The sequence below is a fragment of the Microcoleus sp. AT8-B5 genome (genome assembly GCF_036705565.1).
In the GTDB taxonomy this organism is placed as follows: Bacteria; Cyanobacteriota; Cyanobacteriia; order Cyanobacteriales; family Microcoleaceae; genus Microcoleus.
The window spans coordinates 1-17,367 of sequence record NZ_JAUBUY010000041.1 but is presented as its reverse complement, the minus strand read 5'-3'; the positions used below and the strand labels follow the sequence as shown (position 1 = coordinate 17,367).

Sequence of the window (17,367 nt, the reverse complement as noted above, 5' to 3'; positions counted from 1 at the left end):
GAAATATTATTTATGAGCTGTTTAGCCAGCTAATTTTGCACGCCCCAATATCAAGCTGCGTTCTTCTGGGCTCATGCGAACCACACGGCTAATTCCGGCCCACTTACCACGGACAAAACTCCCATTTATCTCCACTTCCGCTGGATTCATCCGCCCCAAAGCTGCTCTTAAAGATTGAATCAGGACATTTTGGGAAGCTTTCACCGCATCGATAATAAATTTCAACAGCCAATCTCGATAAGAACCAGACCAGAGAAGAGAATCCCCCAAAACTTGAGAGGTTCCTAGACCATAGTTAATGTCGATCAAGTATTTTTGAGAAGTACGCCTAGCCGGAATAAAGTGTCTTAACTGACAGTCGGGAGTGTACCACAGGTCGTATCCTGCTCCGTAAATCCGCAAAGCGATTTCCACATCTCCCCCTGATATGAGCTTAGTTCCGATGCGATCTTGAAGTAACGGTTTATCTATCCAGCCAGTATGAGCGAGGGCTGCTCTATTCAGAACTAATCCTGCTCCCACTAAACAAGATTTTTTTTGGGGTTCTGTACCGTGTTCTTGTTGTGCGAAGGAGTACCCATAATTCAATACATATTTGGCTGGTAGAGTTTCCCAATCTAAAATTACTCGACCGCCAAAAGCGCCGCAGTCGGGATGAGCTGCTGCAAATCTAACAGCTTGTTCCACCCAATTTTCTGCCAGGAAGCAATCGTCATCTACAAAAGCAATCCAATCAGCAGTTGTATTTTTAACGCCACAGTGGCGGGCATAGGTTAATCCTTGCTGTGTTTCTGATACTGTAGAAAGCTGGGGAATTTGCCCCATCACTCGATATTTTTCGACAATTTTCTGCGTATTATCGGTGCAATTATTGTCAACTACTAAAACCCTCCACTCTAGGTTGGGTGAAACTATTTGTTGGGAAATAGCTGAGAGAGCTTTGTCTAAAAGGGGAGCATTGTTATAAGTACAAATTACGATATCAATCGGCGGAAGCTTACTCATATTTAACTATTCTTCCCTGCATTCAATATGAAACATATCTCTGAAAAAACTCTCCTAATTTTAGGCAAATTGCTGCCTAATTTTTTCAATTAGTTTTAAAGAGCGGGGATATTCCCCAAACAGACCTACAACACCGCCCCACAACTCGGCTAGAATCATGGGCGGAGGCAATACATGGCATCCTCTGACACTTTGTTGCAACTGATTTAACTGATTGGCAAACCACCAGGCTACAAGCCAGCGCAATTTCGAGCGTTGGCTCGGATCGGTCTGATAAGATTTTACGACAAAAGCCATAAAACCTAAACCCCACGTCCAATACTGGCGGCGCAATTTTTCATATTCCCGACGGTGTTGGTGAAACACCAGATAGCGAGGCTCATAGACGAGGGGATAGCCAGCGCGAACAACTCGATAAAACATATCTAAATCGCCACCGCCGGGGAGAGGCGCACCTGTATCGAGTGCATCATCAAATCCCCCTAATTTCAGTAGAACATCTCGGCGAAATGCCATATTGCAACCAGCTCCAAATATGCCAGCCCCACAGGGGTATAAGGGATTATAGGGCAAGATTTGACCATAACGAATTTTTTCAAAACCGCGTCGAAAGCCTCCTCTGCTTTCAAATAAAATTTGGGCTTCAGTCACTAACTCATAAGGCAGCACTAACCCTGTAAAACCGCCAGCATCAGGATTTTCTGCCCAAGCTTCCCTCAAGCCTTTGAGCCATTGGCGATCGGGCGTGACATCATCGTCAAGAAAGGCTAATAGTTCGCCCGTTGCTTCCTGCAAGGCGCGATTGCGAGCGAAGTCTAAACCGGGTTTTGGTTCCCGGCCATAGCGAACTCCTGGTAGAGAGTCTACCAATTCCTTCGTTCTTTCATCTGAAGGTGCATTATCAATTACTAACACTTCAAAGTAAAGCTTTTCACCCAAAATAGGTGTTTGCAACTTGAGTAAATGTTGCAGGCACCGCGCCAAGTTGTCCGGCCGATCTTTCGTACAAATTGCTACTGTCAGCGGCGGAAAGGGATCGCCATTTTCGGCAGGAGTTAGCTCTTCTCTAATCGATTCCTGAAGTAACTTAATGCCAACCTCCCGTTCAATGATTTTAGCTAAATCTTCAGGAGAAAGGACGGTCTTGGGAGGAAGAGGCTGCATGATCAAACCAACAGCTTTATCTTTGCGCCGCACAACTAAGGCAATTCCTGTATCCTCCTCAGAAATTATCAGATTTGGGAGGGGCTGTGTCACTTCAATGTCAAGGATGGGATAAGGCATAAATAATTCACCAACTTACTCTTAGTTTTTTACTTAGTTTTGTACGTTACGGTGTTGCAAGTGATAAAGCTTGGCGAAGAGGCCGTCGAGTTTCAGCAAATACTGGAGGTTGCCTTGTTCGATCGCCCTGCCATTTTCCATCACAATAATTTTATCCGCATTTTCTATCGTCGATAAGCGGTGAGCAATGACAATGACGGTACGATCCTGGCTGAGCGTATTGAGGGCATCCTGAATCAAGTTTTCGGCAATACTATCCAGAGCATTCGTTGCTTCATCCAGAATTAGAATATCTGGGTTGCGGACAATCGCCCGAGCGAGGGCAATGCGCTGCCTTTGCCCGCCAGAAAGGCGAACGCCGCGATCGCCCACTTTCGTGTCATACCCTTCCGGCAGTTGGCTGATAAAATCGTGAGCATTGGCAAGTTTTGCCGCCTCAAAAATTTCTGCCTCGGTTGCTTCTAAACGCCCATAGGCGATATTATCCCTCACCGTCCCGCTAAAGATATGGACATCTTGGCTGACAATCGCAATTCGTTTCCGCCAGTCCATTAAATTAAGTTCTTTTAATGAGCAGTCGTCAACATAAATTCCTCCTGATGTTGGCTCGTAAAAGCGGCAGAGGAGGCTGATGATCGTAGATTTTCCCGCACCCGATGGCCCCACTAAAGCAGTCGTTTCGCCGCGTTTAAACTCGACGGAGACAGCCTCTATTGCCGGCCGATCTTCAGGATTGTAAGTTAAGGAAACTGACTCAAAATAGATCGCCTGCTTCAGCTTGTCAAAGGGAACTGTACCAGAGCGGATGTAAGGTTTATCCGAAGTGTCTAAAAAAGACATTACCACTTCAGCAGAACAGGCGGTAGAGACTAAACCTAACCTCGCGATATCTAGTTGTTGCACCTGCGGTTGCAAGCGGTAGAGGATGAATAAAAAAGTCAGCAGCGTTGGCATAGCTGACTGGTTTTGCAGGAGGGCGATCGCCAAAATTGCTAGCAGGAGGAGTGCGGAAAAAACTTCATAGAGCGGATTGATGAGCCCTCCCAGCATATCGAGTTGCAAAAAGGTGTTTCGCACCTGCAGGGAAGCGCGATCGAAGCGTTCTTGCTCGTAAGATTCCCGTCCAAAGGAGCGGATGGTTTTCATCCCCCCTAATCCCTCCCACATTCGGACAGCGAGCTGAGAATTGGCGTCTACTGCTTGCTGTGCCAGATGTTTGACTCGCCGCGTCACAAACTGGATGAACTGTGAGATGAGGAAGAGCGCTATACTGATAATTAAGGTGAGTTGCCAAGAGATGAGCAGTAACAGCGTCGCTAGGACAGTAATCGTACAAGCAGACGTAATCAAGTTAACAAACAAACTCAAAGCTTTGCTAGTCTGCCAACTCTCTGTTGCCAAAATATTCATAATCTTTCCCGATTCGCTGCGCTCTAAGAAAGAGTAGCTAACGGTTAAAGTTTGGTTAAAAATTTGGCAGCGCAATCGGTTGCTAATTCGCGAATTTAACCAAGCAAAAAGCAGAGAATTACTATAGACAATCAGGTTTTTGATGAGGATGCTGACTAAAATACAAGATGGAATGATTAAGGCGCGGTAGCCAGCAGGGACACCAGCGAATATCTGGTTCAGAGAATCAATGAAAGAATTGCCAGTTATAGCCTGAGCTTGTTCTTGCTGTAAAGTTTGCAAAAAGGGAATGAATAAGCTAATGCCAAAGCCGTCGGAAAGGGAAGCAAGCATACCCAAGGAAATCATTGCCGGGATAGCCCAAGGATAAAGCTTGAGGAGGGGTAGCAGAGTTCTAATAGCCTGAATTTCTTTTTTCATAAGACAACTCTGCCTTTGTCGGTGGCGTGGCGCTAATTTTTACTTAAGGGAGCGTGTCAATATTTGGTTGATTTCGCTGGACAAGGAGGGAAATTGACTGGTGAAAAATGTTCCCTATCGTTACCATGAATTCGATCTTTTTGCGCCGGAGCTCTACCAACACCTCCCGGCCCATCGGTGGGTTCTCAGAGTATGGCGTATCTTCTACTCTCACAGGTGCATCTAGAGCATCCTGATGTTTCCCAGACTGGGATAATAGGTTTAGAAGGCTCTTTCCCAATACTATGTAAAAGCCAGAACGTAATAAGGGTGAGATGCACTCAGTTTTTAAAGCTTGGAATAACCAAAAGAGCGCGGTGCGATCGCGGCCGTTGCGGCTGCTTTGGTTCGCTAAGTACAGCAAAAAATTACTGGTAGATAATCGGTGCAGGAAATCGGGAATTTCGGGATGCCGTTGCTTGGCCGCTTGCAGCATCAAAGATTGAGAATTCGCCATTGCCGTATAGTTGGTAGACATAGTGTTATACATTCTGCGATAGCCAATGGAAAATTCCGGCACGGCTCGAAATTGATAAAGCTCTGCTATCCGCAGGTATAAGTCCCAGTCTTCACAGCCTTGAGCATTCCTTTCCTTCAATGTCTTGTCATAAACCCCCACCTTTTCCAAACAACTGCGACGGATCATAGAAGCACTCGCGTTTCCTATAAAGTTGTGGCAGATTAGGGTGGCGTACACGTCACCTTCAATTCTAAAAGACCGGAATCCTCCTGTTAGCAATCCTTTTTCATCTAAGTCCACTGTCCACGAATAGACTACCCCTACTTCTTCCCCTCCCTCCAACATAGATTCAACTTGTTTTTCTATGTTTTCAGGATACCAAATATCATCGGCATCAATGGGGGCAATATATTCTCCTCTGGATTTCTGAATTCCTAAGTTTCGAGCAACAGCGACTCCAGAATTTGGCTGTTTCAGAAGCTGGACGCGAGAATCTTTTTGGCCAAATTTTTCGACAATTTCAGGAGTTCGATCTTGGGAACCGTCATCGACTACTAAAACTTCAATTGCTGGATAAGTTTGAGCTAAAACTGATTTCAGAGTTTCTTCAATAAATGGCTCAGCGTTGTATGCAGGGATAATGACTGAGACGAGAGGTAAAGTGGGAGATTTTTGAGAATCTGGCTGCATTGCTTTTTAACAAGATTTTTCATTTTTTTTTCTTTGTAGATTGGCATATCTACCTTACACTCGTCGCAGTCAGGACTTACACAGTCGCTGGAAGAGATAGCCGAGAAACCCCTAATAAAAATTGTACCGCCTTCTCTGTTCAACGTCAATGGTATATAGCACGTATCAATGAGTTGTGCAAAGCAAGAGAATGGTGATATACTACAACTAAAAGTTATATTCTAAATGATAAAAAGATGCTAGTCTGCCCACAGCTACTTCGTTCAGCAATGATTTTTATTGTTTCATTGATTACATAAATCCGTGTTCTGCTAAGAATTCGGGTGTAATTGTTCCTAAACTGTTGATTGCGGAATCTTCTTCCCAAGGTTCGGGATGGGATTTTGAGCCGCTGCGGAGAAATTTGGCGACATATTTGCCCAGAATATCTGCTTCTAAGTTTACTAAACTTCCTGGTTGCAAATAGCTGAGGTTTGTCTCACCAAAACTGTGGGGAATGACAGCAACTTCAAACCAATTACCGTCAGCATCGCAATCTGCCACGGTTAAGCTGATGCCGTTGACGGCGATGCTGCCCTTGGAAACGATGTAAGGTGCGATTTGACGTTGCCATCCCGAATTTGCTACAGGTGGGGCAGTAAAGCGCATATCCCAAGCGTTGGCGGTTTGGGTGGATGTCGCTAAAGTGCCGATCGCATCTACGTGCCCCGTCACAAAATGTCCCCCCAATTTGCTACCGGCGCGCAGGGAGGTTTCTAGGTTCACCAAAGCATCGGGGAATGATCCCAGAGTTGTGCGCCGGAGGGTTTCTGGGGAAGCGACGGCGACAAAACCCGTCGCAGGCAGAACTTCCACTACCGTCAAACAGACTCCATCCACGGCTACGCTGTCCCCAATGGCCAAATCTTGTAAAATTAGGTAGGAGTTGTTTGAGGTACAGGAAATTTGGAAATAATCGTTGCCTAACGACTTCAGCTTTCCGAGAGATTGAATCAGTCCTGTAAACATAAGTATTTTTCCTTAGTCGATCGCCTATTTACATCAAACCACAGTCACAAACCAGACGCAGGAGGTTTTGCCGTCCCCCTGTCCCCCGGAGTCAATCGAAAATCTAAAATCTAAAATCTAAAATCGATAGTCCCAGATCAGTTGCAGATTCAGGCGAAGATCGAGTCATACTGGATTTAGGTCATCTTTATGTCCGAGTTTTCTACCGCCTTGCAGTTTCTTAATTCTGTCAGTAACCCAGCCCTAAAACCAGGGACTGAGCTTGTAAGAGCAATCGAAGCAAGCTGTGCTGACGGGCCTCAGCCTTAACTGGCTACGTTATTTGAGTCACGACACTCCTTGAATGCGACGCTAGTTTTCCGCTCTGTCATTTGCAATTAAACAGTCTTAAGGTAACAGAGACAGTGTTGCAAGTCTAACAAGCTCTCATAACATTGACCGACAAGCGAACATTACCCCGAAAGGGAGCCGGAGACAACCATATCTCCAAAGAGGGGCAACCATACCCCTCTACCCCCGAAAGGGGAAAGGGGATTCAAGGTGGTGGTCACTCTCGCGTAGTCGAATGTGTTGAAACCGCCCATGTTGTTTCCCTCTCAGGACTAAAGTCTCTGAGTTTCCCACTTACCGAGTATTTTTATGATTGAAATGAAAGTCGCTGGAATTGCCTTAGATGCAGCCACGCGCAGTCCTATTGTCCTATTGAGAGACGCTACTGAGCGACGGGCTTTGCCTATTTATATCGGTCAGGAGCAAGCAAAGGCTATTATTAGCGCGATCGAAGGCCACAAACCTCCTCGGCCCTTAACTCACGATCTGATGGTCAATTTTTTAGAGGCATGGAGTCTTACCTTGGAGCGCATAGTTATTCACTCGCTGCAAGATAACACGTTCTATGCCGTGCTGATCGTCCGTCAGGGAGAAGTTAAAAAAGAGATCGATGCCCGACCTAGCGACGCGATCGCCCTAGCCTTGCGAACGAATAGCCCCATCTGGGTGATGGAAGAAGTCGTCGCCGATGCTTCGATACCTGTCGATCGAGATGCTGATGAGGCCGAACGCCGGGCCTTCCGGGAATTTATCTCAAACCTCCGTCCAGAGGATTTGATTAAGAGAAGCGGCTTCAGCCCAGGCGAAACTTCCTAAACTTTATGCGCTATCGACGGTTTGGCAAAACGGAGTTGCACCTGTCTGTATTTTCCTTGGGAACCATGCGCTATTTGGCTTCTGAGGAAACTGCCTGTCAGACTGTACAACAGGCTGTGTCTCAGGGAATCAATCACCTGGAAACGGCAGCGGGTTACGGTTGCAGCGAGGAATATCTTGGCGCGGCCCTTTCGGCTGGTTTGTCTGTCGATCGATCGCGCCTCCACGTCACTACAAAAATTTCCCCAACCGAGGATGCAGCAGCAATGGAACGCTGCATCGACGCATCCCTCAAACGCCTGAATTTAGACTATATCGATTGTCTGGCAATTCACGGTTTGAATACTTGGGAACATTTGGCGATTGTGCGATCGGCCACAGGCTGTATGCAAGCGGTACGCAAAGCCCTCGCCGATGGTCGCATTCGGCACGTCGGCTTTTCGACTCACGGGCCTCTGGATGTGATTTTGGCTGCAATCAATACAGATTTGTTTGAATTTGTCAACCTGCATTATTACTATTTTTTTCAGCGCAACGCCCCGGCAATTGAACTCGCCAAAGACAAAGATATGGGCGTTTTCATCATTTCCCCAGCCGATAAAGGAGGGCAACTCTACACGCCCCCGGAAACTCTCGCACAATTGTGCTCGCCTTTCTCGCCTTTAGAGTTGAACTATCGATTTTTACTTAGCGATACTAGGATTGGGACTTTGAGTGTGGGCCCTGCAAATGCCACAGAATTAGAGCAACCCCTGAAATATTGCGATCGCGACTTTCCCCTCACCAACGCCGAAATCGCTGCGTTCGATCGGCTAGAATCGGTTATTGCAGCCACTTTGAAAACCGACAAATGCAGCCAGTGCTATGCCTGTTTGCCTTGCCCGGAAAACATCAACATTCCCGAAGTATTGCGACTCCGCAATCTCGCCGTCGGGTGCGACATGACTGACTTTGGCAAATACCGCTATGCCATGTTTGAAAATGCCGGACACTGGTTTCCCGGCAGCAAAGGCAACCGCTGCACCGATTGCGGCGAATGTTTGCCCCGGTGTCCCGAAGAGTTAGACATCCCAACCTTGCTCAAAGATACTCACCAGCGACTCGGTGGCAAAGCAGGCAGGCGGTTGTGGGATTGAAAAAAAGGTGTGAAGCAGGGAAAAGGTCGATCGAGCGTATCTAAGTGTTGCAATAATTACGCTAAACTTTGGTTTAAACTGACATCTTGCACCATTCTCCAGAACAGGCAAGATCCCTGTTCCACAAAGAATTAATTTCTTGTGGGGAGTAGGGGTTGGGCAGGAGAGCCCGCCCATAAAAACCTTATTGAAAATGGTGCAACATCTCTGTTTAACTAAATTTACGATACAGTCGATCGATCAACTACTTCGTTTTACGACTGTATGGAGGAGCATCCCGATTTTGCAAAAAGCGTTTTTGAGGAGCGAGTATCTTGCACAGCAAAGCCTACATCTAACCGCGAACACTCCTGTGAAAGCACTCATTTGGATGCTCCCAACACACTTTAAATAGGAGCCGACTATTATATGTAAAAACAACTAAATAACACCATCTGATTCAACAGCTAGAAACCGATTTATTTGAGAATACCCCAGTCATTTTCTTGCTGGGTTGGCGGCGAGAGGCAACAATTTTATGATGAGTGATTAACCGAACTCGATATAAAATCTAAAATCGTTCAACTGAGCACTCACGCCGAAGTCTAAAATCTAAAATCTAAAATCTAAAATCTAAAATCTAAAATTGATCGCCTGTCATCTATAACCGATCCCGCATCTACTACTATGGCTCATACTCAGTTAAACGACAGCCAGCAAAATTGTCTGCAGCAAACTAAAGTTGCGACTTCCGAAAGAAGATTGAAAGCAGCTTTCAAGCCGTGTACCTACAACTTATCTGTTACCAGAAAACAGCTAATCGGACTGCTGACTTTACAAACAATCTTGCCCGTCGGACTAACGGCTGCAGCACTTTGGCTAACATCGGCAGTTGGAAGCAATCAACTGCAAAATCAAGCTAAATCAGAACTGAGCCTTAGTGAAATTAACTACAATCTCAAACTCGATCGCGCCGCCGACCGTTTGCAAAACTCCTCTGACAGCAAAACGATCGCCCAAATAGCCTTAGCTTACAACAGCGGTAAAAAAGTATCAGATTTGCAAAAATCTGTCAAGCAAATTATAGAAAATCAAGTCACAACAGGGGAAATAGACAGCGCGGCATTAGTTGGAAAAAACAGGCAGATAGTGGTTAGCGTCAACTCTAACCAGAAGGGAAAAAGTTTTAACCTGCAAAAAATAGTCGATCGAGTATTCGCTACAAAAGAGCCAATTACCGCCACCGAAATCATTGCTAAATCGGAAGTTCAGGAACAATTGGGATCTTTGCCGCCCGGAAAGGGATCTCGCCCTGTTCTCCTCCACTACGCAGCAATTCCCATAAAAGATCCCAAAAATCAGACCGTGATTGCTGCCTTAGTTTTAGGAGAAATTATCAGCCCAACTTCGGCAGTTGCTAGCACCGAAACCCTCAATTTACAGGGCGGGGGATATCAGGCTATCTACGCACCGCTGGCTGACGGCAAATTTGTTTTGGCAAGTTCGCAAGCAGTTACCAAAAACCAACAGTTACCAGACTTGCTGGCAGAGAAATCGCTGCTGACATCTGCACTCGCAGCAGGCGGCAAACCAGTCGCCGGAAACGTACAAACAGGCAGTCAAACTTATGCTGTAGCTGCCAAATCCCTTGGCAATTTAGCCGGAAAACCAGCCGCAATTTTAGTGCGATTCATCCCCAAAACATCAATAGAAACTTGGGGGGGCAATAACTGGCTGCTGGCAATGTCTGCGGCTGCCGTTATCCCGTTCGCCTTGGGAGTTGCCGTCACCCGCCGAATTGCCAAACCCGCTAACTCAGATTTATCAACAGCAGAGGGGAATTGGGCATTTAACTCCAGCGCCGAACCGCAGCGATCCCGGAAGTTTGATCTCATTTATGACAATTTAAATTTCGGCGAATTTCCAGATTTATTTCCCAAAAAATCGAGTTTAGATGGTAAATTAGCGGTCGATTTTCGATATAAAAAATTGGCTGACGATCGCCAAATCGCAAATCCCCACATACCGCTCGCTTTCCAACCCCTAGAATTGCCCGAAAACTCCGTCTCAAACCAGTCGCGGCAGGTAAATACAGAAAATACAGAATTAGAAAAAAGCGCGATCGCCTTAAATCAAGTCCAGGAAGCTTGGCAAGACTTAAATCGCCTCAACTGGGAATTGCAGCCAGAAATACTCGATCGCCAAAACACTCAAAAAGCCCTGCGAAAGAGCGAAGCACTACTGCAAGCTATTTTAGACAACTCAACAGCAGTAATTTACATCAAAGACCTTGACGGAAAATACCTGCTCACCAACCGCCATTTTGACAATTTGTTCGACATCGCAAAAGAGCAAATAACAGGGAAAACCGACGGCGATATTTTTCCCCAAGACAAAGCAGCAGCCCTGCGAGAAAATGACCTGAAAGTTCTCGAATCCTCCTCGCCCCTAACCCTCGAAGAAATCATTCCTCAAGACGACGGCCCGCACACTTATATTTCTCTGAAATTTCCCCTCTGCAACTCCGAAGGTAAAGCTTATGCAGTCGGTACAATTTCTACAGATGTGAGCGATCGCAAACTTGCCGAACGCACCCTAGAAAAAGCCAAAGCAGAACTAGAAATAGAAGTCGAACAGCGCACCCTATTCCTCAAACAAGCCAACGAACTCTTGCGGTTTGAACTCGCCGCCAGAGTCCGCGGCGCCATCACAGTCAGACAAATGACGGCTCAAGTAGCCCGACACGCCAGAACAGTTGACGGCATTCTCGGTGCTTCTCTTGACCTAATTTTTCTAGTAGATCGATCGGGGAAATACACCTATGTCAGCCGCACCGCGGCTCAAGCTGCCGGCATGAACCCCAGAGAAATGATTGGCAAAACCTGGCAGGAATTAGGCTGGCCACCAACAATTATGCAGCGGGTTCACCAAGAATGCCAGGGCATATTTGCCACAGCCGAACCCGTCAAAGGCGAAGTAATTGTCCCCACGGCAAACTGGGGAACCCGCGACTACGAGTACATTCTCAGCCCGGTATCGGCGACAGACGGCAGCGTCGAAGCGGTGGTGGCGACACTGCGGGATATCACCGAACGCAAAGACGCTGAGGAAGCATGGCAGTTGGCTAAAGAAGCCGCAGAACTCGCCAACCGCGCCAAGAGTGCTTTTCTGGCAAACATGAGCCACGAGTTACGCACTCCCCTCAACGCGATTATCGGCTACAGCGATATGCTAGCGGAAGATGCCGAAGAGTTAGGCAACTTACAGGTAGTCTCGGATTTAGACAAAATTCGCACTGCTGGCAAACACTTGCTGCGCCTAATTGACGACATTCTAGACATTTCCAAAATTGAAGCTGACAAGATGGAGATTTACCTCGAAAGCTTCGATGTTGGAGGCTTAATCGAGGAGGTGGTAACAACTATCAAACCGCTAATGGATAAAAACGGCAATACTTTGGAAGTATTGAGTTCTGACAATATCGGCGCCATGCACGGCGATTTGATGAAAGTGCGACAGGTAATGCTGAATTTGCTCAGCAATGCTGCTAAATTTTCTGCTAATGGGGCGATCGTACTTACTGTCGAAAGAATTACCAGTGAAGAATTAAAAAATAAATATCAACCGAAAGTTGCTCAAATGTTAATTTTGGATGCAGATTTTTTAATTTTCCGAGTGACGGACACGGGCATCGGCATGACACCAGAACAGCAAGAGCGACTGTTCCAACCTTTTACTCAAGCGGACAATTCAACTACTCGCAAGTACGGGGGTACTGGTTTGGGACTGACTATCAGTCAGCGTTTTTGTCAGATGATGGGCGGCGATATTGAAGTTACTAGCGAGTTAGATTGCGGTTCTACTTTTACTGCTTGTCTGCCTGCTTCATTGTTTAGGCGATCGGAATTTTAACATGACAGTATCTACGGGAAATATATAAAAAAGAAAATACTAATTATGAAATACGATGTTGATACCCGCAGGCATGGCATTTTGACAAAAAGTTTATTTTTGTTCGCGATCGCCTGTTATGCGTGCCTCGGAGCCTTGCTCTGCGAGCAATCTGCGGCTTTTTCCCAGGAGCCTGTCTGCCCGACTGGCAGCGCTGCTAATTTCCCGTCGCCCCCGCTTTCGCAAACCGAAAAAAGCGTGCCGAGTCTGTGGTTAGCTCAAAAACTCTTTGGCGGAAAATTGCTCGATCGCTGGTTTGTCGATCCCGGCAATACTTGGGTAATTATCATAGTCAATCGCCAACTTTGGAGTTTGCTCGATTATATGGAACGCTATCAGTTTGTTAACCGCTTTGGCACTGTCGCCAACGATTATGGTTACAATGTGCGAGTTTGCAACCGTCAAGGCACTGCTTTGGCAGTTTATTCGTGCAAGGGCGATCGGCTTAACTGTCGGATTGAGTTAGAATCTCTCTCAAATCCAGGTCTTCGAGGAGGGGTGAAAGGCTTTTAGATTAGTGTCCTTACAAGAGTTAGGACACGGCGCCGTGCCTTTGGGAGTGTCAACTTAAGGTCAAACCCATAGTCCGGCAAGGGTTGAAACCCCTGCCTCAAAGCTAAAGTCGTCTGAAGACGACTAATGAGTTCTTCAGTCCTCTTTGAGAGGACTTTAGCTATTAGACAGGGGTTTCAACCCCTGGCGGGCTCGCGGGATGACTGTAATTTAACTTCTCACTACTTGCCGAATTTCTTGCCAGAGCGATCGATACAGCGAAATGCCCGCATCCCCAAACGGCAGCAGAAAGTCGCTAGCAGCAAGAATCTTAGCATCCGGCAACAACACAGAATTAGTGCGAACAGCTTCCGGTAAATCTTCGGGTTTCATGCCGACAATTATCGGCGAACTAGCCTTAGCCAGCAAAGATAATTGAGGAGCAACCCGAGGCTGCAAGCAAAAATCAATCCATTTCTCCACTAAAGAAACTGGATTCCCTGATGCTGGTTGTACCCACAAATCTGTCCACAGTGCAGTTCCCGAAACTGGAATTACTAAAGCAATATCCTTTTGAGTTTGCAGCAGCGGCAGCAAGTCCCCAGAGGAACCTACTGCCAACCAAGTATCGCCTAAAATTAATGGTTGCAGGTAAGCGTCCGAACTATAAAGTTTAACTTGTTGGTGCAGATTTGCGAGTTCTTTTTTGAGATTTGGGACTTGATCTAATTGCTGCGTATTGTAAGATTTTCCGAGTTTTTTTAATGTTAAACCGATAACTTCTCTGGCACTGTCTGGCAGAGAAATTCGATCGCGTAATTCGACTCGCCACAAGTCTTTCCAATCTGTCGGAGTCCACCCCAAAGCCTTAAATTTGTCGGTTCGATAGGCAATTACCGTACTTCCCCAGCGGTAAGGTGCAGCCCACACTTTACCTTGAGGATCTAATTTACCCTCATCGTTGCGCCTGACGAGTTTTTGCCATCTTTCGGGCAATTGTGACCAATTAGCAAACTTACCAGGATCGATCGGCTTAATCAATTTTTGCCGAATTGCCAAAGTCAGCCAGTAATCTCCCAACATCACCAAGTTAGCTTGATTTTTTGATTCGGGAACCCGTTTCCACTCCTGCAACAGGGCGAATAATTCTTTTAATTGTGCTTCTTGCGTTACCTGTAAAAGCGGAGACGGTTGTACATCGCGCCTAAATTTGCTTACCAGTTGGGCCGGAATACCGTTTTTGAGCGATCGAATTTTGAGAATCGGCTTCGAGTCGCACCCTGCCGCCAATTGACTTAAAGTTAGGGTGGCGGCCCCCAATAGCAAAGACCTTCGTTTCACCTGTCAATCCGCTTTTCTAAATATTGACCCATCGTTTTGTGTTCTACAGCCGGGGAAATAATTGTTTGTCGAGTCCGGTAGTGGGCGCCGATTTGTCTTATTTCTTTTTCAAACACAGAGCCATTGTACTCGGTTCTGCTGCCAAGAGAGTCTGTTTGACCGAAAGCATCCAGGATACAATCCCCCGAATTTATCCATGGGATCAATTCTAAAATCTAAAATCTAAAATCTAAAATCTAAAATCTAAAATCTAAAATCTAAAATCGCGCAATCGATTGGCTCTTGCCCTGATTTTACCTTCTACATTGTCGATCGAGCTTTCCGATGCCGAAAACTCCGTCAACTTAACGCCTAATTTCTGTGCTGCAAGTTACTTTGAGCCAGTTTTGCTCGTCAGCCCGGTCGATCGACTGCATCTGTGTTACATTTTTTAATATAACGAAACAACGAGAGCGCTGCCATCTGCCGTTAGATGACGCTTTTTACACAACCGAAGTGAAAAACTATTTTTATATCGGCGACAGATTAATAACTAAAAAAACTAAAAACCAATTTATCTAAATCCTGAAAGCACTAGCGAGAGCGAAGTCAATCTAATAGGACGCTCTGCCATCCGACTCTCAGAAACCCGACGTTTTATCTCTGATTCAAGGTTTGAACGAAGTATGGAGGTTAACCAACCCGGTTCCTGTGTCCAAGACTATGTAAAACCTAAAATCTAAAATCTACAATCGACTCACGAATGGCGAGCGATTATCTTCAGGCTGGCTCCCTAAATCTACCGTCAGAATTAGAAACACAACAATTACGTCAAAAATTAAATAATTTAGTGATAAATCCAAGTTATGTAAAGATTTACCTAAAATGTAAAGATATTAAGTTACGAGCCAAAGGATAATTGTATGGAAGCGCTCCGCCAGCAAGTTACAGTATTGAGCCAACAAGTCGAGGCCCTCTACAAACTCATAGAAAACCTCAATGAAAAGCTCTTGGAGTCGGCCAAGGAGACGAAGCTGACTCAGCAACAGAGAAACGATCGCTCTGGAACGCTAGGAAATGATCAAACCTCCCCCTATCAAAGCTACAGCAGTCTCGACGGCCTCCTCGAACACAAAGACATACTGTTAGATGACAGCTACTTCGACAAAAATTCTCAAAGCCTGGAAAAAGAGCTGAGCGCTGAGATTCAAATCCAGCGCTTAACAGCTCAGCTAACAGCAGCTTACAATCGAATTGCAGCCTTGGAAGAACAGTTGCTCTCCAAAAGAATGCACTCGCAACATCTAGGCGGGCCTAATTAAATATTGCTACCGGGTATCGGGTATTAATTTCAGAAAAAATACAATTTGCGTCGATTTATGCTCGTCTACTTATAGAGTGATTGTAGGGAGTTTTTGGTCTCGCACAAGTAGGATGGAAATAGCATATTAAGGCGAGATTTGGTATAGAAATAGCAATCCTCTTTGTTTGGTGAACAAGATTTTTTTTGATGAACCGCAGAGGGCACAGAGGGCGCAGAGAGAGAGCAGAAAGAGCACAAAGAGCACAAAGAGCACAAAGAGCAGAAAGAGAGAAGTTCGCAAATCCGGGATCGATTGCTATAACTACGTACTTAATTTTTAACTTCACACCGCGAGGCTAAAGCTTCAACAGCGTGGAGGAGTTGAGTTGGAGTCCAATTTGCAGTCAAGCCACTGGCGATCGCACACGATCCCGCACCGACCCCTTCTTTAACATAGCCGCGATCGTAAGCTTGCAGTTGCCCGTAGCGAGAACCCGCAAAACTTAGCTGCGCGGCGAACAGAGGCACACCGCCGATATCATTAGCCAGTCCTACAGTGTCTCCTGTAGGGTCTTCGGCTACCCAGCGCGTAGTCCCCACCGCAACTTGTTCGGGACACCATAGCAGAGCATATTCACGGGCTAAGGCTTGCATCAAAGCGTATACTGCCAGCATTTGCGTACCCCCGGCCAGAAGCACCCCGCAAGTCCGACTCGCGGCGATCGCCATTCCCGCCACCGCTATTTGCATCGGATCGCCCACCGCCGCTACCAATTCTAGGGGAGTGCTGTTTTGTCCGTTAATTTCCCACTCAGCATTATTGAGTCCCGCTGTCACCGCAGCCAATTTTTGAGCGTGATTGCAGCGAGGATGAGAACTATTCACTTTGCCTGCCGCTGCAATACCCAAACCCATTAACACGCCCAAAGCAGTAGTCGTTCCCCCAACTACGCACTCCCCTAAAATTAAATAGCTGCCATTAGTTTGAGCAGCCAATTTAGCTCCCCAAATTAATCCTTGTTCGAGCAAATGTTTGACTGTTTCGAGTTCTAAAGCATTGCCAGAAATCAGACACTTTGCCGGAGTGCCGCCCAAATCAATTGCAGGTACGGTAGGTGGGAGGGGCAAACCAGCATTAAATAGGTAAAGCGGCAGTTCCAAAGCTTCGACTACAGCGCGAGATATCAGTACCGGCGAGGCACCCGCTTCTAGGGGCGGCAAAGGATATTGGGGCGACGGTTGGGGGCCGTTATACAAAAATTCTGCATCGGCTAAACAAGTAAATTGTCGATCGTGCGGGGTTGCTCCTGCTGCTGAAATCCCCGGAATTAAGCCTGTCGCGGTAAATCCTAACACGCAGGCAAATATCGGTTTTCGTCCTCGATAGCGATCGAGCCATCGCTGCCCCTGTTCAATTTCTGTATAAATACCAATCATAAATTAGTCATTAGTCAGTAGTCAGTAGTCATTAGTCAGCAGTCATTAGACCTCTGCAATAATTATTGTGGAACAGGCATCTTGCCTGTTCAAGACTTGCTTTGCAGGAGAGGTCTATTAGTTATTAGTCATTAGTTATTTAGTAGCCATTAGCAATTAGCAATGCCCGATGCCCCATGCCGCATGCCCCAGGCCCAATAACTACTCTTCTTGACACTCCCCTGGCTAAAGCCGAGGGGATTCTTGATTCGCAGAATCAACTTGCCGATGCAGAATTACTTCAACAT

At 46.3% G+C, this 17,367-nt stretch carries 14 protein-coding genes; 6 read left to right on the top strand and 8 right to left on the bottom strand.

The window, feature by feature from the left end; genetic code table 11:
• Positions 1-21 precede the first annotated feature (21 nt).
• The 5 genes from QUB39_RS22985 to ribE form a co-directional block, all read right to left on the bottom strand.
• Positions 22-1,005: a glycosyltransferase gene (locus tag QUB39_RS22985; protein ID WP_333057979.1), complete on the bottom strand. Its 984-nt coding sequence runs from the start codon at positions 1,003-1,005 to the stop codon at positions 22-24.
• A gap of 60 nt (positions 1,006-1,065) precedes the next feature.
• Complete coding sequence (locus QUB39_RS22980; RefSeq protein WP_333212101.1) at positions 1,066-2,289, bottom strand: glycosyltransferase; 1,224 nt, start codon at positions 2,287-2,289, stop codon at positions 1,066-1,068.
• 33 nt (positions 2,290-2,322) lie between these two features.
• Positions 2,323-4,119 (bottom strand): ABC transporter ATP-binding protein, encoded by a 1,797-nt coding sequence (locus QUB39_RS22975; RefSeq protein ID WP_333212099.1) that lies wholly within the window; start codon positions 4,117-4,119, stop codon positions 2,323-2,325.
• A gap of 43 nt (positions 4,120-4,162) precedes the next feature.
• Positions 4,163-5,308 carry a glycosyltransferase family 2 protein gene (locus QUB39_RS22970; protein ID WP_333057982.1) on the bottom strand — a complete coding sequence of 382 codons (1,146 nt, stop codon included), beginning with the start codon at positions 5,306-5,308 and terminating at the stop codon, positions 4,163-4,165.
• A 291-nt stretch (positions 5,309-5,599) separates the two neighbouring features.
• Positions 5,600-6,316 carry a riboflavin synthase gene (gene ribE, locus QUB39_RS22965; protein WP_333057983.1) on the bottom strand — a complete coding sequence of 239 codons (717 nt, stop codon included), beginning with the start codon at positions 6,314-6,316 and terminating at the stop codon, positions 5,600-5,602.
• 639 nt (positions 6,317-6,955) lie between these two features.
• Here ribE and QUB39_RS22960 point away from each other — a divergent pair.
• From QUB39_RS22960 to QUB39_RS22945, 4 genes are all read left to right on the top strand, one after another.
• Complete coding sequence (locus QUB39_RS22960) at positions 6,956-7,462, top strand: bifunctional nuclease family protein (RefSeq protein ID WP_333026715.1); 507 nt, start codon at positions 6,956-6,958, stop codon at positions 7,460-7,462.
• A 5-nt stretch (positions 7,463-7,467) separates the two neighbouring features.
• A complete protein-coding gene (locus QUB39_RS22955; RefSeq protein WP_333212096.1) occupies positions 7,468-8,598 on the top strand; it encodes an aldo/keto reductase in 1,131 nt (376 codons plus the stop codon).
• Positions 8,599-9,264: 666 nt separating this feature from the next.
• Positions 9,265-12,489 carry a PAS domain-containing protein gene (locus QUB39_RS22950; protein ID WP_333212094.1) on the top strand — a complete coding sequence of 1,075 codons (3,225 nt, stop codon included), beginning with the start codon at positions 9,265-9,267 and terminating at the stop codon, positions 12,487-12,489.
• Between the two features lie 45 nt (positions 12,490-12,534).
• Entirely contained in the window at positions 12,535-13,041 is a 507-nt protein-coding gene (locus QUB39_RS22945; protein WP_333374417.1) for a hypothetical protein, read from the top strand.
• A 210-nt stretch (positions 13,042-13,251) separates the two neighbouring features.
• On the opposite strand, the gene QUB39_RS22940 is transcribed toward QUB39_RS22945, so the two are convergent.
• Positions 13,252-14,361 carry an extracellular solute-binding protein gene (locus QUB39_RS22940; protein WP_333212090.1) on the bottom strand — a complete coding sequence of 370 codons (1,110 nt, stop codon included), beginning with the start codon at positions 14,359-14,361 and terminating at the stop codon, positions 13,252-13,254.
• Positions 14,358-14,567, bottom strand: coding sequence for a phycobiliprotein lyase (locus QUB39_RS30675; protein WP_445243076.1), 210 nt, complete (start codon positions 14,565-14,567; stop codon positions 14,358-14,360). The genes QUB39_RS22940 and QUB39_RS30675 overlap by 4 nt, the downstream gene beginning before the upstream one ends.
• Before the next feature lie 69 nt (positions 14,568-14,636).
• On the opposite strand from QUB39_RS30675, the gene QUB39_RS22930 reads away from it, so the two are divergent.
• A complete protein-coding gene (locus QUB39_RS22930; RefSeq protein ID WP_333057988.1) occupies positions 14,637-14,795 on the top strand; it encodes a hypothetical protein in 159 nt (52 codons plus the stop codon).
• A 468-nt stretch (positions 14,796-15,263) separates the two neighbouring features.
• On the top strand, positions 15,264-15,662 hold the full coding sequence (locus QUB39_RS22925) for a hypothetical protein (RefSeq protein WP_242715966.1): 399 nt from the start codon (positions 15,264-15,266) through the stop codon (positions 15,660-15,662).
• 311 nt (positions 15,663-15,973) lie between these two features.
• On the opposite strand, the gene cobT is transcribed toward QUB39_RS22925, so the two are convergent.
• Positions 15,974-17,080, bottom strand: coding sequence for a nicotinate mononucleotide-dependent phosphoribosyltransferase CobT (gene cobT / locus QUB39_RS22920; RefSeq protein ID WP_333057989.1), 1,107 nt, complete (start codon positions 17,078-17,080; stop codon positions 15,974-15,976).
• Positions 17,081-17,367 lie beyond the last annotated feature (287 nt).